This is a genomic window from Providencia sp. PROV129, from assembly GCF_028482245.1.
In the GTDB taxonomy this organism is placed as follows: Bacteria; Pseudomonadota; Gammaproteobacteria; order Enterobacterales; family Enterobacteriaceae; genus Providencia; species Providencia vermicola.
Genome location: NZ_JAMPQD010000021.1, coordinates 24,831 through 44,389 on the forward strand (window position 1 = coordinate 24,831; position 19,559 = coordinate 44,389).

16 protein-coding genes and 1 tRNA gene are annotated in these 19,559 nt (G+C 42.0%); 4 read left to right on the plus strand and 13 right to left on the minus strand.

Translation table 11 applies throughout. From position 1 onward, the window contains the following. The first annotated feature begins 61 nt into the window (after window positions 1-61). On the plus strand, window positions 62-343 hold the full coding sequence (gene rplY, locus PSF27_RS15330) for a 50S ribosomal protein L25 (RefSeq protein WP_206082290.1): 282 nt from the start codon (window positions 62-64) through the stop codon (window positions 341-343). A 129-nt stretch (window positions 344-472) separates the two neighbouring features. On the opposite strand, the gene yejK is transcribed toward rplY, so the two are convergent. Continuing rightward, window positions 473-1,474: a nucleoid-associated protein YejK gene (gene yejK / locus PSF27_RS15335; protein WP_272539621.1), complete on the minus strand. Its 1,002-nt coding sequence runs from the start codon at window positions 1,472-1,474 to the stop codon at window positions 473-475. Between the two features lie 241 nt (window positions 1,475-1,715). On the opposite strand from yejK, the gene PSF27_RS15340 reads away from it, so the two are divergent. The 3 genes from PSF27_RS15340 (at window position 1,716) to PSF27_RS15350 (ending at window position 3,830) form a co-directional block, all read left to right on the plus strand. Beyond that, a complete protein-coding gene (locus PSF27_RS15340; RefSeq protein ID WP_047755730.1) occupies window positions 1,716-1,943 on the plus strand; it encodes a YejL family protein in 228 nt (75 codons plus the stop codon). Window positions 1,944-1,964: 21 nt separating this feature from the next. Then, on the plus strand, window positions 1,965-3,680 hold the full coding sequence (gene yejM / locus PSF27_RS15345) for an LPS biosynthesis-modulating metalloenzyme YejM (RefSeq protein ID WP_272681809.1): 1,716 nt from the start codon (window positions 1,965-1,967) through the stop codon (window positions 3,678-3,680). Between the two features lie 73 nt (window positions 3,681-3,753). After that, window positions 3,754-3,830: transfer RNA gene (locus PSF27_RS15350), tRNA-Pro, on the plus strand. Window positions 3,831-3,933: 103 nt separating this feature from the next. Here the strand turns inward: PSF27_RS15350 and umuC are convergent. The 12 genes from umuC to PSF27_RS15410 all read right to left on the minus strand — a co-directional run bounded on the left by umuC (window position 3,934) and on the right by PSF27_RS15410 (window position 19,536). Continuing rightward, window positions 3,934-5,196 carry a translesion error-prone DNA polymerase V subunit UmuC gene (umuC, locus tag PSF27_RS15355; protein ID WP_272681810.1) on the minus strand — a complete coding sequence of 421 codons (1,263 nt, stop codon included), beginning with the start codon at window positions 5,194-5,196 and terminating at the stop codon, window positions 3,934-3,936. Continuing rightward, window positions 5,196-5,612: a translesion error-prone DNA polymerase V autoproteolytic subunit gene (gene umuD / locus PSF27_RS15360; protein ID WP_110731987.1), complete on the minus strand. Its 417-nt coding sequence runs from the start codon at window positions 5,610-5,612 to the stop codon at window positions 5,196-5,198. The genes umuC and umuD overlap by 1 nt, the downstream gene beginning before the upstream one ends. A gap of 63 nt (window positions 5,613-5,675) precedes the next feature. Beyond that, the gene (locus PSF27_RS15365) at window positions 5,676-7,193 is read right to left on the minus strand and encodes a phage tail fiber protein (RefSeq protein ID WP_272681811.1); all 1,518 of its coding nucleotides are present in this window, start codon (window positions 7,191-7,193) and stop codon (window positions 5,676-5,678) included. Between the two features lie 74 nt (window positions 7,194-7,267). Then, entirely contained in the window at window positions 7,268-8,278 is a 1,011-nt protein-coding gene (locus PSF27_RS15370) for a DUF6453 family protein (RefSeq protein ID WP_272681812.1), read from the minus strand. Next, complete coding sequence (gene gpJ, locus PSF27_RS15375) at window positions 8,268-12,989, minus strand: TipJ family phage tail tip protein (RefSeq protein WP_272681813.1); 4,722 nt, start codon at window positions 12,987-12,989, stop codon at window positions 8,268-8,270. Before gpJ ends, PSF27_RS15370 begins: the two co-directional genes overlap by 11 nt. Window positions 12,990-13,042: 53 nt before the next feature. Continuing rightward, window positions 13,043-13,651 (minus strand): tail assembly protein, encoded by a 609-nt coding sequence (locus tag PSF27_RS15380; protein ID WP_272681814.1) that lies wholly within the window; start codon window positions 13,649-13,651, stop codon window positions 13,043-13,045. Then, window positions 13,648-14,358: a C40 family peptidase gene (locus PSF27_RS15385; RefSeq protein ID WP_272681815.1), complete on the minus strand. Its 711-nt coding sequence runs from the start codon at window positions 14,356-14,358 to the stop codon at window positions 13,648-13,650. The genes PSF27_RS15380 and PSF27_RS15385 overlap by 4 nt, the downstream gene beginning before the upstream one ends. Continuing rightward, a complete protein-coding gene (locus tag PSF27_RS15390; protein ID WP_272681816.1) occupies window positions 14,355-15,098 on the minus strand; it encodes a phage minor tail protein L in 744 nt (247 codons plus the stop codon). Before PSF27_RS15390 ends, PSF27_RS15385 begins: the two co-directional genes overlap by 4 nt. Then, a complete protein-coding gene (locus tag PSF27_RS15395; RefSeq protein WP_272681817.1) occupies window positions 15,095-15,430 on the minus strand; it encodes a phage tail protein in 336 nt (111 codons plus the stop codon). The genes PSF27_RS15390 and PSF27_RS15395 overlap by 4 nt, the downstream gene beginning before the upstream one ends. 5 nt (window positions 15,431-15,435) lie before the next feature. Continuing rightward, the gene (locus tag PSF27_RS15400) at window positions 15,436-18,738 is read right to left on the minus strand and encodes a phage tail tape measure protein (RefSeq protein WP_272681818.1); all 3,303 of its coding nucleotides are present in this window, start codon (window positions 18,736-18,738) and stop codon (window positions 15,436-15,438) included. A 35-nt stretch (window positions 18,739-18,773) separates the two neighbouring features. Further along, window positions 18,774-19,208, minus strand: a complete 435-nt coding sequence (locus tag PSF27_RS15405) for a hypothetical protein (RefSeq protein WP_272681819.1) — start codon at window positions 19,206-19,208, stop codon at window positions 18,774-18,776. Window positions 19,209-19,248: 40 nt separating this feature from the next. Continuing rightward, on the minus strand, window positions 19,249-19,536 hold the full coding sequence (locus tag PSF27_RS15410; protein ID WP_272681820.1) for a phage tail assembly protein T: 288 nt from the start codon (window positions 19,534-19,536) through the stop codon (window positions 19,249-19,251). Between the last annotated feature and the right edge of the window lie 23 nt (window positions 19,537-19,559).

A 19,559-nucleotide genomic window follows, 5' to 3' on the forward strand; every position in this document is an offset into this window, starting at 1 on the left:
GAACCTGCTGCTGGGTCGCCTGTAGCAGGAATTTATATTTTCTTTTTATAGAGAAATAGTAATGTTAACTATCAATGCAATTGAACGTAAAGAGCAGGGTAAGGGTGCGAGCCGCCGCCTGCGCAGAGATAATCAGCTTCCAGCTATCGTTTACGGTGGTAACCAAGAGCCTATCTCTATCACTCTGAGCCACGATGAAGTTATTAACCAAGAAAGCAAAGCAGAATTTTACGAAGTTCTGACTCTGGTTATCGATGGTAAAGAAACAAAAGTAAAAGTTCAGGCTGTTCAACGTCACCCATTTAAGCCAAAAGTGACGCACATTGACTTCCTGCGCGCTTAATTAAAGCCCACAGCCGAGCTTTAGAAATTTCGGGACGCCGAGTAAATAACGCCGCAATTGCGGCGTTATTTATTTCTAAAACTTTATTTTTTGCATCAATCAATATTACCAATACGCTAACAAAATATTTTATTTGCTGCCACGACGCTGTAATTGGTCGCGTAAGTTTGGCGGCGTACCACGAATGGTTAGTGTATCTGTCACTGGGTCCCAAAAAATACGTTCGCCCATCAACATAGCATCAAAGCTAATCGTTATACCGCCACCACTACCTGAAAATTTAGTCAATTGTTTAAGTGTTCCCCTATCTGCTGGGAAGCTTTCCTCCAATTGGTAATCATTTTGACGAGCAAAATCATCAAAGCTTTGTTCTTCTACCAGTGGCAACTCTTTCGCCAATTCCTGTAATTCAATTTCTTCGCCAGATTGCAGCTGTTCAGTGCAGTAACTATGCACTTGTTGACGATATGCTTGGCGAGTGTTTTTATCCATCTGAGCATTATCACAAAAATCATCCAACGCTTGGACTAAACCTTTGTTCTGCACTTTCGCATTCAAACCTTCAGATGCCGCTAAAAAATCCATAAAAAAATCAGATACTTTACGCCCTACTCGACCTTTTAAGAATGTTAAGTAGCGTTTCGAGTCTGGATTAGTTTCCCACTCGGTTAAATCAATGCGTGCAACGATATCTGCGTGTGGAATATCTAAATAATGTGTCGTCCCTAAATCTAATGTATCTGTGACAAACATGCTATCGCAGCTATTAAGAACAGAAATCAATAAATATTCAACGGCAAGGTAACGGTATTGGCAGAAAAGAACAATCCCCCCCTCAGCAAATGGGTATTTCGCGAGTTCATCCTTTAAACGAACCGTCATAGCACGGCTAAAACCTAAAAATTCTTCTTCACCCTTGCGTAAGAGCTTTAATGCATCAGCTAATTCACTTTCTTCATTGAATTCACCAAAGGCTTTACTTTTTGCGCTGTAAACACGGTGCAATTCTGCCATCATGTCTTGCACGACATCATCAGTCGTCAATAAAGAATCCCGTAACATCACCTCTAAGGTTTGTTCATCTCGCTTAATCAACTGATGTAAGGCTATCTGGGTAATTTCCAGACTCATTGTTAGCTCCTTCTTCTAGCAGAAATATTATCGCGCGTATTCAAACATTGATATCTATACGCTGCAATAGAAACTATCATTTGCCTCATTTTTCATCAGCAAATGCTGAACTAATACACACTTTTTGAATCTGAATAAGCATTATTATCACTTAAACAAAAATTTGTTGCGAAGAAAGAAGAAAAACATGCGGCTATACGCTATGATATGGAGCTTTCATTAATTTAGGATGTCTCAATTTATGCCACAATCATCTCGCTATAGTGATGAAAAAGTTGAAGGTTTACTCTCTGACCTCGTGAGTGTGTTAGAAAAAAACCATACCCCTGTTGACCTTTCCCTAATGGTGTTAGGTAACATGGTAACGAACCTGCTCAATACGTCAGTTGCCCCCGCACAACGTAAAATGATTGCAGAATCCTTTGCCAATGCGTTACTTTCTTCTGTAAAAGAAGATAAATCACACTAACAGATTAATGAAATAAACAGTATGGTCACCCATCAGCGCTACCGTGACAAAGTCTCTAACATGATTGGTTGGGGACACTGGTTTGCACTATTTAATATACTGCTTAGCCTCGTGTTAAGTAGTAGCTATCTGTTTATTTTTGATTGGCCAGACACCTTAGCTGGCCGTATATACGCCTTCGTCAGTTGGTTAGGTCATTTTAGTTTTGTGGTCTTTGCCGCTTACCTACTCATTATTTTTCCACTGACCTTTATTGTGATGTCTCAGCGGCTGCTGAGGCTAATTTTTGTTGCACTTGCCACTGCAGGTATTACACTCCTAATCTTTGATATCCGTGTTTTTAGCCAATTTGGCCTTCATCTAACACCACAAGTTTGGGATTTAGTCATCAATCCAATCAAAGGAGAAATGGCTCGTGAGTGGCAACTGATGTTTATCAGTATCCCCATTATTTTCTTGGTAGAAATGCTGTTTGCAACTTGGAGTTGGCAAAAACTACGAAGTTTAAACCGCCAAACGTTTGGTAAGCCCCTAGCAGGCATTTTCATTGTGACATTCATTATGTCGCATTTGATGTATGCGTGGGCCGATGCGAATTTTTATCGCCCAATCACGATGCAGCGTTATAACTACCCATTATCACAACCGATGACGGCCCGTAAATTATTAGACCGATATGGTTTATTGGATCTTACCGAGCACCAAAATCGGGTATTCCAACATGGTAGTCCTACCGCTCTGAAGCTTAATTACCCTCTTAAACCTTTGAGTTACTACGACCAAGGTACAGGGTATAATTTACTCTTACTGGTCGTGGACGATCTCGGTAATGAAGCTCAACAAACAACAATGAGCTCCCTTAACAGCTTTAGAGAGATGAGTACGCAGTTTACGAATCACTATACTGCAGGTTTACGCGATGACACTGCCTTGTTTGGTCTCTTCTATGGCATCTCATCTACTTATCTTGATAACATTCTTAATGGTCGTCACCCTTCTGTCTTGGTTGAAGCGCTACAACACCAAGGTTATCAGTTTGGTCTGTTTTCAACAGATGGATTTAACTCACCACTGTTCCGTCAAGCCATTTTATCCGATTACTCATTACCTGCTAAAACAGCAGATAATGATAGCCTAACTATTAATCAATGGATTAGCTGGTTAGATAGCCTTAAACATGATGCACCTTGGTTCTCTTTCTTGAATATCAAAGGCGTACCAGGCAGCCCACAAACTAACAAGCAAATTGACCAAGTTATCGCAACATTGAAACGTGATAACCGCCTTGAAAATACCATCGTCATTATTACTGCTAACTATAATAAGCAAGGTAAACAAGAAGAGGATTGGCTAAGCGATAAGAACTTTAATCGCGATCAAATGCGCGTCCCTTTATTTATTTATTGGCCAAATACACCTGCTCAACAAATAGGCAAATTAACTAGCCATCAAGACATTATGACGACATTGATGCAACGGTTATTGCATGTGAATAATCAAACAGATGATTACAGCCAAGGTGAAGATTTATTCAGTAACCAACGCACATACCCGTGGGTGATTACTGGTGATGACAATGATGTGGTCATTACCACTGACAATGCCACTTTATATATGGATCATAATGGGCAATTTAATATTTATGATAAACAAGGTGTTATTGAAAAAGAAGCAAAACCTAACTTGGCTGAGCTTCTGAAAATTTTCACAGAATTAAAACGATTTAATGAAAATTAGTGCTTAATTATCAATCAGTCTCAACATGAGCCTCTTGATTTTAAGACCAAATTGGGTAGTATAAATCACAGTTCGGCATGTAGCGCAGCTTGGTAGCGCACCGTCATGGGGTGTCGGGGGTCGTAGGTTCAAATCCTATCATGCCGACCAAAACTCCCTAAGAAAACCAACCTATTACGGTTGGTTTTCTTGTATGTATAATTTTAAAAAGGTAAAATGGCGGTAAAACCACGGTAAAATTCCAGCCAATTTCCTAGCTTTTTACCACTGGCAATTCATCAAAATTTGTCGTGTATGCGGGCGACAACATTTCTCTTTTCATCTTATATCCGCTATCGCCGCCCTTACTTGCAAACCAAACTTTACCCTGCCCGCTCTTATTGATGGCATCTAATGTTTTCATTAACTCATCGCTGTTACGAAATGGCTTTTGTGTTGAAAACATATCAAACTGGGTAACATCTGAATCGGTAAAATCAGATAGCATGATGCCTGCTTTATAGTATCGGTAACCGTCACGCCAAATAGTATTTAACCCTCTCATTGCTGCATTGATAATATCTCTAGTATCACTGCTGGGGTATTCGAGTTTTATATTAATGCTATTCGCGTAATCTTCACCTGATGCGTGACGGCTAGTTTGAATAAACAATCCAATAATTTTGCAGCGTTGCTTTTCTTCTCTTAATTTTTCTGCTGCTCGTTCTGCATAATCACAAATAGCCTTACGCATTGTTTCTATATCTAAAACTTTCTGGCCAAATGAACGAGAGCACAGTATTTGCTGCTTAATTTTTCGGACTTCTTCAAGCTCAATACACGACTCACCATTGAGTTCTCTCAAGGTTCTTTCTAATGTTACCCCGAACGTTTTACGGATAGTTGCTACCGGTGCATTCGCTAAATCCAGAGCGGTATTTATACCCATAATTCTTAATTTTGCCGATATCCTACGGCCAATACCCCACACCTCTTCGATTGGGATAAGAGATAATAATTTATGTTGTCGTTGCTTGCAGGACAGCTCAACAACTCCACCCGTTTTTTTCCATGTTTTTGCCGCATGGTTGGCTATTTTCGCTAAGGTTTTTGTAGGGCCAATGCCTATGCCTACGGGAAGGTGCGTATTTTGCAGGATAGTTGATTGAATTTCTCGGCCGTATTCCTCAAGGTTAAACGTGTTATTCATACCCGTAAAATCAAGGAAAGCCTCATCGATTGAATAGATTTCTAGGCGGGGTGCAAATGTTGATAATAGTGACATGACCCTATTACTCATATCCGCATAAAGTACGTAGTTAGAACTAAATATATTGATGTTGTTTTGCCTATAAAAACTGTGGCGCTCGTAATACAGTTCCCCCATCTTTACGCCAAGTTTTTTCGCTTCTGATGAACGTGCAATCACGCAGCCATCGTTATTACTTAAAACAATTACTGGCTTCCCTGCGAGATCTGGCCTAAAGACTTTCTCACAACTTGCATAAAAACTATTTACATCAACAAGCGCAAACATTATTGAGCCCGATGAATAATGTAGGTAACAACGCCAAATATTTGAAAATCCTGTTCATCGTTGATAATGATTGGTGAATAAGCGGGATTCATTGGAAGTAACATAGGTGGGTTGAGGTGTAGTTTCTTAACCGTAAATTCGCCCTCGAAGCTAGCTATAACGATATCCCCCTCTTTTGCTGTGACCGCGCTGTCAACAATAACAACATCACCATCATTGATATTCGCATCAATCATTGAATTGCCTTCAACCCTGAGCATATATGTGCTTTCAGGGTGCTTAATGAGGGCGCTATTTAAATTAATACGGTCTTCAACATAGTCAGCAGCGGGTGATGGAAAGCCTGCTGGCACTCGGTCAAGAAAGAGGGGGAAGCTTGCTAGTAAATCATCTGTTTCAATTAATCTTAGTTTCATACGACACCAATAACACTGTATGTATACACAGTATTATTTAACCATTTTATGCGTATGTAAAGATCAATTTTCTATTGCCTCATTTTGTTCACGTTCCGCAGCTTCCTGCTCTGCCCTTTCCGCTTCCTCTGCTGCACGTTTGGCTTCTTCTTGCGCTAATCGCTCTGCTTCTAGCTTAGCGAGTCTCTCAGCTTCAGCTTGCTTTTGATTGTAGATAGAGTTTGATGGCATATTTACACGAACATCAACCCAGTGACCCACTGGAATATCGCAAGGCTCTCCTGGTGTTAACTCAACCTTTTCCCCGTCCACTTCTTTCAAGAACTCAGGGTAAAGCTTGAATCGCTCATATTGAATGTTCTGAGGTAAATCATGCTTACGATAGGTCGTGTATAGAACAATGTCTCCGTCTTCATCAGGTTCAACAATACGACCATCGAATGGATGCTGTTTGCCCTTTTCAAGTACATCATAAAGCGCATACACAAGTGGGAGTTGGTTAATACCGTATGGAATTGTGATACCACCGTTAATACCACCCCAGCTTGCATCTGAGTGTAGGCCAAGAACGCCATGGAGTTGATAAATACCTGTATGCAGCTTTTTGAGTGTTACACCTTCGGCCTCTTCATTCGGATCGACATGGTCAGCAAATACTCGAATAATTGGTGATGCTGCTTTTAAATTGCCGTTTGAGTCTTTTGTTGTGTTTCCTGTGTGATACATGTGATATTCAGAAACTTCATCGCTTTCAATTACTTTAGCTGTAATTTGAGTTCGACGAGCCCCCAATGAAAAACCGTGTGTTTTTGCCGCGTTGTAAGCACTGAAGCCAAAAAATGCAGCAGTTGGCGACACGGAAGAAAACTGTGTTGAATTAAAGAAGCCATTTTCTTTAGCGCTTAAATCTGTTGATGTTTTTGAAAAGCCTAAGCCAAAATCACCAATTAAAGCCACCATTCCTGATTTCTTCGGAATATATACCGTCGATTTATTTTTATTGTTAACGTCTCTCTCAGAGAGAGTTAAAAAAGCATCGCTGACAGGGGCATTAGTTTCTAGTCTTACAAACTCACCATCTTTTTTTGTAATATTCAGCCCAGCCCAATCGTTAGATCCTTGGATATTTAAAACGCCTGTTATAGTGCCACCTGTTTTATCAAATTTCCCATCTAATAACTTATCCTTTTCATTTTCAGTGCGTAGCTTAACTTTCTGGCCATTAGGTAACTCAAATTCAATAATGCCCGTTCCAGTCATCAACTCCGTGAAAATATCAGTGAATATCTCACTAGCAATGACTTGTGCTGTCGCTTTATTAACTCCGTCAGAAATAGAGTCAATCATCGTTGTTAGAATGATGTATTTCGCATTAGTCAGTTTTGCGAAAACAGGAAAGGCCAATGTTATAGCTGTGTTGCTTTCAATGGAATAAATGCTATTGATGAGCAAATTGGAACCATTTTCAATCAGCACAACTTGCCCAACTGAAATAAGCGTGGTGTTATCTTTCCAGCGTGTGCCTGTCCCTGTTATTTTTGGACTATTCGCTGTGGTGGTAACGGTACCGATATTATACATAGGATTGATTCTCCGAAATTTGGACGTAAAAAAACCGCTTTCGCGGCTTATTGGCTAATTCAATAAATTGATAGTTAGAAGTAATCGTCTCGATTTAAAACCAAAACATTACATTCCGAATAAAACTCACTGCCTGTTCCCGATTTTTGGTCTCCCTGCACTCCTGCATATGACCCACTGGCTATACTGATTGCTCCATTCTGCATTTTTAACCCAGCATTCCATGCCCTTCGCCTACCTGTCGATCCAGTAAAAAATAATCCATATTGTCCTAGTGTCACCATGGGTTTATCAAACGACTTCACGGCATTTCGCCCTAATTTGACATAACTTGGTGTTTTGAGGGGTGGGTAATAATTTGTCAGGACGGGTTCGCCGAGATCATTAAATATAAATACTCCCCAATCATTGAGCTTTGCAGGTGGGCTAAATCCACCTTGAGTTATGACGATATCCATTTGAACTGATTGCCCGTTCGTAATAACACGATTATTTACGTGGTCATACTCAACGACAGCAGAAGAGTGATCCCAATACGCTAGTACTGATTGTGAGCTCATATTGGGTAAATTACTGGGTAGTATCATTGCGTTATTAACAACCCCGCTATAACTCCATACGATAAAACCCAATTTAGACTTATCCGTAATTTTTGAATAATCTGTGGCATTATCAATCACAAGTCCAAAATTACCCTCCTGGTTATCTGTATCAAACATCTCAAAAATATGAATGGTTGCTGTTGGGTCTCTATAACCATCAAGGTCAGTATTACCGTTCGGATTGATATAGTTGACATACATGTAGACCGTCACTGTATCACCAGAAATAACGATATTCTTTATCACCGAAAACATTAACCAGCCGTGGCGCGGTAACCATGCGTTACAGGCTTTGTAAGGGATAGCAACTAAGGTTGAGTTAGGGGACTTATTTTCAATTTTAAATTGAACCGTATAGTCTTCAGTTTTCTTTGGTGGCTGACCTAAACTAAGGGTCTGTAGATAAGTAAAGTTTCGAGTTCCAGACAGTGAGTAGGGGTTCTTCACCCCTACCTCATTAAAAATATAAACATCATATTCCATAAAGCCGCCCTATCACTATTTTCGGTTTTCCTCCCGCATACACTGCGATTTGGTCATTTTTAATGGTCATTCGTGATCCAGAATTATCACTACCATTGATTTCAATCGTGCCGTTATTCATATCAATTCGTGTGCCTGTTTTACCTGCCACATAGTTTTTAGAACGCATATCCGTCCCCACAATAATTTTTTCAATTATGGCCTTGTTGATAAACGCTTCATTGATAAACACTTGTCCGTTTTCGACAAAGAAAACAGGCTCTAACTTGCCACTTGCTGGATTGAAAATACCAAACGTATCCGCACTGAAACCAATTTGAGTGACTACCTTGCCGTTTTTGACTGTCGCACCGATCATCATTTGTGCTTCATAGTACTGACCATTGAGCATAACCGCTGACTTGATGCTAAATACCGATGATGCATTTCCCTTATGATCAACTGAGGTCTCGGCGCGTCGCTCAATTGCCGCCTTGGTATCTTTGATTTCAGATTGAATTGTCTCGTTAGTGCTGGCCTGAGCTTTTTCATTATCTGAAATCGCTTTTTCAATACGAGTAAAGCGTGCATTGCTTTGTTCATACTGCGCATTTAGCTGTAAGAACTTTTCAGCATGGGCTACTTCATTAGTTGCAATAAGCTTGTTGGTTTCAATGATGCTAGCTTTAATTACCCTTGCATCATTGCCTTGCTTCATATTTTGCACAGCAAGTTGTAAAAGCGTTTCCGCTTGGGAAGACTCTTTGTCTGTTTCTGTTTTCTGCATATGGGCAATATCGGCTTCATTACCCTCAAAACGGCTACTTGTTTTCTCCTCGTTTTCTGCAACGGTTTTATTAGTGTCAGCTATCGCACTTGTGTTTTTAGTCACCGCTGAACTGATGTCAGAAAGGTCTTTACCCTGCTTATCAATGACCTTTCCTTGTTCATCGATTTGCTGTCCTTTCTCATCAATGTTTTTCTGCAGCTCTGCGCGAGTTTGCTCGGTGTGCTGGGTTTGGGCCTTGTCTTTTTCAGCGATTGATTCAGTAACACGAACAAATGCAGCTTCCGTTTCCTCATTTAAAGCGGAAACTTTTTCGGATAACTTCGCTTGGGCTTTATCCAGTGTGGCTGTTGCTTCTTCCGTACGCTCAACTTGCGCCTTAATTTTACGATTATCGTTACGGACTTTACTCACTTCCGCTGTGGTTTGAGATGTCGACTCAGCCTGTGATAATGCTTGATCCGCTTGAGTTTTACGTACCTGTGCAAAGTTAGCATGCATTTCTTCATAGATACTTTGCTGATTTTCTTTCGTTTCTGTTGTCGTTTCTTCCAAATTAGCAATAGCCGTTTTTTGAGAATCAACAACACTACTCACATCCGATAGCTCGCGCCCCTGTTTATCAATATCCCCCTTCAGTTGGTCATCACCCGCTTTAATATCCGCAGTGAGCTGCTCTCGGGTTTGTGCAAGTGCCTTGTCTTGTTCAACCTGAACCTTTTTGATTTCAGTGATATTTGCCGCAGTATCATCAATGTGCGCTTTAAGCTGAACACCCGTTTCTGCTATCGCTTTGTCAGCCGTCGCTATCGCTTTTTCATTCCGTAAAATACTGGCTTCAGAGGTGCGCAAACGGTCAGTCATTTTGCTAAAGCTAGCAATAGTCTGCATTGCGGTTTCGGCTTGGGCGATTTCCTTGTTTGTATTCGCAATTTCCATGCGGGTGATCGCGCCGTAAATATCGCCAAATTCTGCAATTGTGGTTTGCTTGAACTCGGCCTGTGCTTTTTCCAGTGTCGCAGTGGTTTTCTCAACCGTTGTGATACGCCCTTTGGCTGCGTCAACTTCCGCTGTTACTTGGTTGATTTTCTCCGCTGTGGCTTCTTCAAGCGTGACTTGGGCATGTTCAACGCGAAGAATCGCAGAAGTGTTGTAATCCACTCTAGCACTGATTTGCTCTTGAAAACGCGCTGCTGCAGCATCTTGCTGTGCATTAACTTCTTCAAGTCGGAATATTTTCCCTTCGGTTCTGACTGTCTCGCGCTTGAATTCATAACTCAATTTCGTTGCATAAATTTGATTTTGCAATGCTGTTTCATTAACGATTGCTAAATCGGTATTAAGATTTAATACCTTGTTATCGAGTTCAATTGTTTTACTGTCGATATCAACAAGCTCATGCTTAATTTCAAGCTGTTCGAGTGCAATATCTTCAATTTGAGATTCCATTCGTTTACCAGCGTCAGTACTGAGAAACTTATCGCCAACCGCATCCAAAATCCCCTCAACATCCGTTGATGATTCACCTAAAACAAGGCTTGTCCATTCAGATTGATTGCCGCTTTTATCCACCAGCCTTGCACGAAAATAGAAGCGTACACCCGCTTTAAGGCCAGACATACGATAAGATTTTAGGGGATAAGGTACGTCCGCCAGCAACTGCATAGAATCCGCGGTATTTTCGGGGGAATACTGCAGTTCTGTTTTAAGTGAATCGCTGGTATTTACATCAAAGCCCCAATCCAACGTAATGCCCCAAACCTCTGAGATCGCCCGCAAGTTAAGTGGTTTCGGTGGATTACCCTCTTTACCGTTGAGCTGGGTTTCTTCTGCACTGGCCCACACGCTGGAAATTTCAGACGCATTAATTGCACGCACGCGAACTTGATACCGTCCCGCATAAATACCATTAACTTCAAAGCCCAGTGTCGATGTACGAGGGGCATTTATCCAGTTACCATTGTCACGGCGCCATTCGGCTTCATATGCAATCGCACTCTCAGCGGCTTCCCAATCAACCCTTAGCGTTGTAAATGCAATACCTTGGTCTACTTGAGAATATGAGGAAATACGCACGTTTTTTGGTGCTGGCTGCACATTTGGAGGAATAACAGTAATTGGCCGTTCATCAATACGCGCCCCTGAATCAATGTGGTCATAATTGTCAGGGTTATGAATGGTACCGTTAATGGTGTAAGTATTATCAGCATTGTCACTGATATTAATCACTCGATACAGTTGAACGGCTAAGTCGTCAGAGTCCACTACCCACACGGCTTCTTTTTGTGGCACCTGTGAATATTCAACAGAGACCGTGACCACCTTTTTATTCACCATCGTGACTGTTCGCCCTTCAGAGCCGCCATGGGGTAGATTCACAATTAAACGGTCACCTGCTTTAATCGATGTAGCTCTATCGAGGGTAATTTTACGACCCTCGGCTGATGAAATACGACCCCCCGTATTGCGCCCAGCAAGGGATGAATCAGCAACCGCAATAATATGACCAGGAGAAGGTATTGCGCCCTCTAAACCAGTAGCAAAAGAAATCATGCGGTCATTAGCATTGGTTAATAATGCCCAGCGGCCACGACGATTGGCTTCACTTCGACGAGTACACCCGATTGCCGATAACTCTAATTTGCGAACGCCATATCGACGTTGGAGCTTTAAGTCTGCAATAGGCTCTACATCATCATTGCTATGATTATCAATATTCGTAAAAGAAACCAAGGCCTGAGTATAGCGATTCTGAATACTGCCGCCTGAATATGACGGCTTACCACCGACGATATTGGCATTGGTGAACGTACGGAAAATAGCTGCAGGCATGTCAGCAATAGCATTCACTTTATTGTCTGCCCAGAACGTCATACCACGGAAAATAGCTGCAATATCACGTAATACTTGATAGGCTGATTCTTGCGATTGGATATACACATCACACAAGAAACGGGGCTCTTTACCGTCACCGCCTCGTCCGTCAGGGACTAACTCGTCACAATATTGTGCAATTTTATATAAGTCCCACTTTTCAACTTGTGAGGCTTTAATGCGGTCACCGCAGCCGTAACGGTTATTGAGCACCAGATCATAAAACACCCATGCTGGATTATTCGTTGCTGTTAATTTAAAGGTGCCATCCCATACCCCTGAATAGGTCCTGTTAATTGGGTCATAATTCGTTGGCACCTTGACCAATATCCCGCCCTTGGGGCGAACACTGATTTTAGGGATGCGGTTATTAAATTGGCGAGCATTAAAAGTGATAAATAATAGCGCCGTGTTTGGGTACCGCAATTTCGCATCAATGACCTCGGTAACAGCAGCAACATTAATTCGATCCGCAATACGTGCATTGTTCTGGTTTTTTGTTAACCGACGAACGCGAACTTGCCAACCTGTATTTGCTCTTGGTAAATCAATGCGATGAGAGCGTTGATACTCACTTGTTGTTTTACCATCAAATGCAGATTTGACCACTTCTTTGTAACCTGTACCATCTGTTGATAGTTCACTGACATAATCAATGCGATAGCCCGTAGTATCACCATTGTCATGTTGCCGTAACAGTTGCGGCACAGAAAAGCGAATACGTAGCGCTGACAACTGCAAGTTATTGATAGTTCTAACGTACGGTTGGTCATCCTTAAGTTCCATCCCAACATTAAACTCATTGTCAACAGAAGGAATACCTTGAATATATTCTTGGTGTTCAGTGCCAGCACGAAACTCCCATGTCACCCCTTCAAAATTTTTAGAGCCATCCGCATTCGCTATTGGCGTGTCATCAAGAAAAATACGTGTATCGTCAAGCCCACCCGCGATTTCACCCTCTGATAACGCCACCAATATTTTTGCAGTAGATTCTGATAGCAAACTGTCTTTTTGCTCTACGGGTGTCCGAGGTTTGGAACTACCACCTTTCGCGCCTTGAATTCTCATATTTCACCCATAAAAAAAGCGGCTGTTAAGCCGCTATAGAAAGTTGATGTGATTTATTGCTGATCTTCGGTGTATATCCCCGCTGAAATAATGGCACCCCCGATTTCTCGTCGGTCTAGTCCATAAAATAACGGTACTGGGTTACCTTGTGCGGTAGTATTCACCGCCCCACCAAATGCATAAGAAGGTTTATTGTCAGCATCTTGACGCATAGAAAGGCCAGGAGGTTGAGGTGATAATAATTGGATGACACCACCGAGTGCCATTGCAGCGCCACCAAGAGCCAGACCGCCGCCCCAAGCACCGCCTGCACCAAATGCCGCCCACCCAGCAGGACCTATCATCATAGCGGCACCAATCATGGCCACGCCTAAAATAGTTTGGAAAAAGCCACCACGCTTGCTACCTTTAATCACTGGCGCGATACGAATTTCTTCACAAGTATCAAGGTGCAACTCATCTTCGCTAATATTGCGCTTACCTTTAAATACGGCAAATTCCATACCCTTAAGGTGTGCATTCGCTAGAAATTGCTCAAAGCCGTCATAAAGTACTGATAATGCTTTTATCGCCTCACGAGGGGAATCAATCGCTAATTTATGCTCTCGCCCAAACTGGGTACCGAGTTGGCCATAAAGGCGTATCGTTTTAAGTTCATTCATGTTAACTCTTTCCTCCGAACAATTTTAATCGTCCGATCCCGCCAATAATCGCTGTAGGGAACAAGTCGGCTAAGTTGACCATATAGGTGATGAAGTAACATGCCGTCGACTATTACCCCTGCATGGTTGGGCACATCGGCTTGCACTTGCATGATAATCATGTCGCCTTCTTTCGGATCGCCAGTAACGTCAATAAACCCCGCTTTCTGGTAATTATCCATGTACAAGTTCTCACCTTCATCCCACCAGTGCCTATCGACGCTGTAGTTATACAGCTCAATACCGTGTTTTTGTCTGTAGTAGTCCATAATTAAGGACCAACAATCCGCATGACCCAGCACAAAGGGACGCCCTTCTAGTTCTCGCTCTGCTCGAGGCTGTATGAGTCGAATATCGCCCTCTGGCCACGATGCAATAACCCACGGCAATCCCGTTGCATCACACTGTAATTTATCGATTTCGCTCGGTTGAGTCGTAGCGCCATCCCCGCAATGGCTGTGCACAATTGCAATAGGCTCCCCCCAATCTTCAGCAATGGCATAGTCTTCGGGTGAAAGTTCAAAATGTTCGTTGGGATTATCGGAAAGGTTACTGCAGGGGAAATATTTTTTGACTCGGCTTTTTTGGCAAATAACACCACAGGCCTCTTTGGGATATTCCAACTTAATATGCTGAAATATCGCCTCGGTTAATTTCTTTGTGATCATCGTATTAATCCTGCTGCAGGGAACCCTCCAAAATCTAAAGGCTCATTCTCACCAAAGCGCTTCTTACAATCACTGATAAGCCCACCGCATTTATCTAACGATGGATCATCGACAGGCTCACCCCGTTCATTGAAGTACTTATTGCCCGTATAGTTACACCCTCGACCGCTCCGATAATCCCCCTTCATGCACCAGTAACACAGGTTATGTATCTGGCGAACGGGTATCATAATTCCCTGTAAATCAAACGGGCTAGATAGCTCAAATTCAATCGCTTCGCCAGCCACTTCACTAGTCTTTTGGTCGATGTAATAAACCTGAGAGAAAAATTCACTCGGGTTGGCGGTTGGGTTGCCCTCCGTGAAATTTTTTGCATCAAGATAATGGCTGAACGTCTCATAAACAGTGACTTTCGCTTTTGCCATGTCATCAAACTGTAAGCACAATGACGAAATAACACTATCCACATTTGAGACCTGCAATTTAGGCCGAGCTTGAGCCCCATCCCCACTTTTAGCCATACCCTCTATTTTATATGGCCATGCGCCATATTCATTGCCCTGCCACCAAATCGACTTAGGTTTTAATTCATCCTCTGCAGATTCAATTTCAGTCGGGGTATGTCGTAGGTTATAGCCATGAAAGCGCAATACAGGCCCGTCAAACTCGCTGGCATCAACTTCAATAAGTTGAATTTTATTACCCGCCTCTAGCTTTTGAACGTCTGATGTAATATTCATGAACTAAAAGCCTCAATAAATGTTGCTAATACAGAATAGACACCAGCACCTAATGCCGATGTCTTGTATGCCTCACAACGGAACAACCCTTTTTCGCGCAATGGTGGAGTAAAGATAAACGCCTTATATCCTTCATGGCGATCAAAAAAGGCAACAATCTGTTTGATCATTGCCTCTTTGCCTACAAACTCAAATGATGCGTTATCAGAACGTGTATTGATCCCATCGCCTGCCGTTTGTGTATACCCATCCCCGAACTGTGCCTTTTTGGTTCTGAATGTAGTATCAATTTGGGCGTTAATACGAGGGCACCATGTGAACGTTTCAATCATACAGATCACCTTCTTCTATTAATTAACAACCAAAGCGGTGTGCCTTCTCTTGATGCTTGTTCATTGACTGTGCTCACAATTTCGTTTTTGAGCTGCTGCCTAGCGCCACTCACATCACCCACAGGGGGTTGCTGCTCTTTAGCACCATCGCTAATTAGGTTGATATCACCAATATCAATGTTGATAGCATTATTGGAAGTGATAGCCGTAGACCCATTTTGAATATTTTCCAAACCGAGTACACGCACTCCTAATGAGCCATCAGAGCCCCGAGTCAGCGGCATAATCGCTTCGGGTCCTGCCTCCCCCATCAAGCCCGCCCCCTTAGCAAAGGCAAACAAAGTCGGAGAGCTAACAATTTGCCCACTGTAAGCGCTTAAGCTGGGTGAATCATAAACGCCGCCTTTGGCATTCGGTATAATCGAACTGATGAAGCTACCAAAACCACCGCCAAAATAACCACCAGCAGCCTTCATTGTCTGAAGTAAAGCCATATTAACAATGACTTTGTCTATACTCTTCAAGACGTCAATATACCAACTTTTCCAATCAGCTTTATTTGACACTAACATATCTGCAATACTACTTACGGCGCCAGACATAGCTGATTGAGTTGCACTTGCCGCCTGACCTGCATAATTGGATGCATCATCCACCCAATTTTCAAGACCTGCTGTTACCCCCGCTCGCCAATCTGCTTCCGCTAACACAGCCTCTTTATACTTCTGGTTCAATGCATCAAGTGCATCTTGCCGCGCTTTTAAGGCTTCTGTACCACCATCTGTTTTACGGAATACGCGCTCAACTTGCTGTTTCTCTTCTTCAAGACCTCGACGGCGATCCCCCATGCCGACAGTACTTCGTGCCAGAGCTGCATCGTCATTATATTTCTTAGATGCCTCTTTAAGGTCTTTTAAAGCATCGGTCATTTCACGCTGTTTGCGAACGGCCTCATCCGCTTTTTGTGTCCATTCCGCCAGCTGCACAGAAGAGGATTGAATAGCCTTACGCTGCTCATCCGTCCATTTAGCCCCTGTTTCATGACCTGCCGCATAGAGTGCTGCTGCTTTTTCACCTTGCAGAGCTCGAATACGCTGAACCTCTGTAGCAACACTGAGGTCAGCCATTTTATCTTTATAGCGCTCAGTGACTCGCTCCGCTTCTTTCATTAAAGACGTGCCAGATTTAAGCGAATTATTCATTTTTTCGCGGTCGTCATAAGCCTTTAATTTGTCATCGATGTACTGTTTCTTGTAGGAATCATAGCGATCATCATTAGGAAACATACTTTCAGCTTCCCATTGGCTACGCTGTTTAAGTTGATCGCGCTGAGAAAGGCCTGCAATTTTAGCTTCTCGGGCGGCCCCATCTAAAAACCCCATTTGTTCTGGTGTAAGCAATGAGACTGGAGCCTTAGCAAGAAGCTGCCTATTCGATATTAAACTGTTACCTAGTGAAATTAGTCTATTAAATTCAGACTCTTGAGCAAGCTCCTGCGCCATAAACTTAATTTTAGTGCGCTTGTTGTCATTTTCTTGCTGATGTAACTCATTAGCTCGCTCAGTTAACAAATTTAAAGAGTTTACAATTGCTTGCCTTTTTTGCTGTTCCTCCCTTAACCGCAACTCTTCAACTTGCGCCCTTTCTGCTTGTTGAGTTGCAACGCGCAGCATTTCTGCGCGCTTATCCTCTGGAAGTCTAAAATCAAATGATGAAACGGTATATTTTGCTACTGACGATTTATAGTAATCAATCTTGTTTTGTATCTTATCTATTTCTTTTGATTGGGCTTCTAAAGCTTTTTGTGCCTTACCTATCTCATCGGAAGCTTGGGGTAACGTCATATCTTTTGTGTTAGCAACAATATCTTTGAGAGTGCTTGCATACTCAAGAGCTGACTGATGTGCGGCCTCTTGTTGTTGCTTAACTGCATACCAACTTCCTGCAACAAGCATAGTGAGACCAGGCAAACCACCAACTAAAGATAGCAACCCTCTAGCACCAGTAAGCATTGAACTACCTACCATACGCCAACCATTTAACGATTTTCTGGATGCAGCCAGCCTCTCATTGGTTGCTACTTCTTGATTATTTACTGCTATTAATTTCCGTGTATTTTTTTCTAATAATCCATCAAGAACTAGCCGTTCTTTATCCGTTGCTGCAACCATTTTTTTAGTCACTAACGAATGACGTGTATCAAGAAGTAGTTGTTTTTCATCTTTGATACGCATCTGAGTAACTTCAAGGCTACGAACTTGCTCCTTTGTATAATTAACTTGTGATAGATATCCGCTAACTGTTTCTTTCGTTAAGTGTTTAACGTTCAAAGCTAAATTTCCAATATAACGAGAAAGCCCTACGCCAACCATTAAACTCCCAGCAAGAGCAACTTTATCAAAATTATCACTCAGTGAAGCTAAAACCGCAGATATAGACTTAGTCGCTCCAGCACCTCTATTTAGTTCACCAAAATAGCTTTTTGCTGAGTTAGCAACTCGCATAAAACCATCAGCGACAGTATTATCCATCGAATCAGCAAGTTCATTATTCGCATTTTTGGCATTTATCATTGCATCTGCAAATAACTTAAAGGATATCTTACCTTCCGCTGCTAGTTTTTTAACTTGGCCTTCAGTAACTTTCATCCCGCCATTTGTTCGCTCTAGCTCTTTAGCGATATCCACCAGCACAGAGGGAGTGGCATTCATGATCGCTTTCCAGTTTTCACCTGCAACCTTGCCTTCAATTGTCGCTTTATTTATGGCATTAAGGGCTGATTCTGTCTTTTGAGCGCTGGTCGCATTAGCGGTAAATGCAGAAGACATTGATTCAATATAATCAACAGTTTGAGTTGTATTATAATTGAGTTCTTTCATTGCTGATGCAGTCCCAATATACAATTCTTGGGTTGTCTCTATCGCCTTTCCGTTGCGGTTACTGATAGTTAAAAATCGCTGCTGTATTTCATCATATCGCTGAGCTGAACCCTCCACTGACTTTAGCGCCATTGTGATACGGGCTGACATTTGCCCCCATTCATCAATTGTTGAGATTGCTGCTGATGCCGAGAAAAAGCCAACTAGCGCGCCCGCACTAGTTTTTGCAGTCATAGCAACGCTGGATAATTGACTATTAATTTCAGAAAGCGTCTTTTTTTGCTGGGCTAATTCTTGTCGTAATTGGCGGCTACCACTAGCCGCATTTTTATAAAAATCACTACTAATTCGAGAAGCCTTACTAATCTCAGACTGAAAACCCGATGAATTAGCAGTAATTTTTAATATTAACTCTCGTAACTTAGACATTTGCGGCCTCAAAAAAAAGACCGCAAATGCGGTCGTTATAATCTTCTACAATACATTTCCCATCTATTTGCTAATTCCGCGTTGTAAGCAGGAACCACCTCAATTGTAATAAAATCATTTTCTCCTATTGAGTCACTGATAACCTCATATATAAATTTAGAATATTCTGCATCACCAATTATTTGCTCGGCATCACTAGCCTCAGAAAAATAAATCAATGTTGGGGAGTTTGGAGGGGCTTCACTATGCTTTCGGCTTAATTTAATCTCTCCGCAAAGAGTTCCAGTATTTTTATTTTTAGATGAATAGGGGTGAAATGTTAAATTTTTAAATTCAACATTGAATGGAGTCATATTTTTATTATTTGCTAGTTCGCTTGAAATTCTCTCTATTGTACTTTGAGTTGAATCGCCACACCCGAATAACACAGTGCTAGAAGCAATAGCGGCAGCAATTAGTAACTTTTTCATTTGAGTAGTTCCATTAATAAATAATGGGCCTACTATATAACTATTCAGTCATGCTGCTCAACCATGCTTCAAGTGGCTCTTGATTGCTACTATCACTAGTAGGTTCGTTAGCTACTTCCTGATCCCAAATCGGAATCATGTCCCGTAGAGAGACTTTCGCACCTGCAGCATTCATCACCGCAGAGGTGATCATTGCTGTTTGAATATCGCCACGACCATCCCCAATAGGGCTGATTTTGTCGTATGCCATCCACATTCGAAGCTCGCTAGCGTCCAGACTGGATGTTAATTCCGCTAAGGTTTTCCCCAGTCTGAGCGCTAACGTCATTAAAAAGAATGTTTCTGGTTCTT

Coding starts and splice junctions, on each gene's coding strand:
- umuC (WP_272681810.1), bottom strand. CDS start 5,196: ATGTTTGCGCTTGTTGATGTAAATAGTTTTTATGCAAGTTGTGAGAAA.
- PSF27_RS15390 (WP_272681816.1), bottom strand. CDS start 15,098: ATGAATATTACATCAGACGTTCAAAAGCTAGAGGCGGGTAATAAAATT.
- gpJ (WP_272681813.1), bottom strand. CDS start 12,989: ATGAGAATTCAAGGCGCGAAAGGTGGTAGTTCCAAACCTCGGACACCC.
- yejK (WP_272539621.1), bottom strand. CDS start 1,474: ATGAGTCTGGAAATTACCCAGATAGCCTTACATCAGTTGATTAAGCGA.
- PSF27_RS15340 (WP_047755730.1), top strand. CDS start 1,716: ATGCCACAATCATCTCGCTATAGTGATGAAAAAGTTGAAGGTTTACTC.
- PSF27_RS15370 (WP_272681812.1), bottom strand. CDS start 8,278: ATGGAATATGATGTTTATATTTTTAATGAGGTAGGGGTGAAGAACCCC.
- PSF27_RS15405 (WP_272681819.1), bottom strand. CDS start 19,208: ATGAAAAAGTTACTAATTGCTGCCGCTATTGCTTCTAGCACTGTGTTA.
- PSF27_RS15410 (WP_272681820.1), bottom strand. CDS start 19,536: ATGACGTTAGCGCTCAGACTGGGGAAAACCTTAGCGGAATTAACATCC.
- PSF27_RS15365 (WP_272681811.1), bottom strand. CDS start 7,193: ATGTATAATATCGGTACCGTTACCACCACAGCGAATAGTCCAAAAATA.
- PSF27_RS15400 (WP_272681818.1), bottom strand. CDS start 18,738: ATGTCTAAGTTACGAGAGTTAATATTAAAAATTACTGCTAATTCATCG.
- umuD (WP_110731987.1), bottom strand. CDS start 5,612: ATGAAACTAAGATTAATTGAAACAGATGATTTACTAGCAAGCTTCCCC.
- PSF27_RS15385 (WP_272681815.1), bottom strand. CDS start 14,358: ATGATCACAAAGAAATTAACCGAGGCGATATTTCAGCATATTAAGTTG.
- PSF27_RS15380 (WP_272681814.1), bottom strand. CDS start 13,651: ATGAATGAACTTAAAACGATACGCCTTTATGGCCAACTCGGTACCCAG.
- PSF27_RS15395 (WP_272681817.1), bottom strand. CDS start 15,430: ATGATTGAAACGTTCACATGGTGCCCTCGTATTAACGCCCAAATTGAT.
- rplY (WP_206082290.1), top strand. CDS start 62: ATGTTAACTATCAATGCAATTGAACGTAAAGAGCAGGGTAAGGGTGCG.
- yejM (WP_272681809.1), top strand. CDS start 1,965: ATGGTCACCCATCAGCGCTACCGTGACAAAGTCTCTAACATGATTGGT.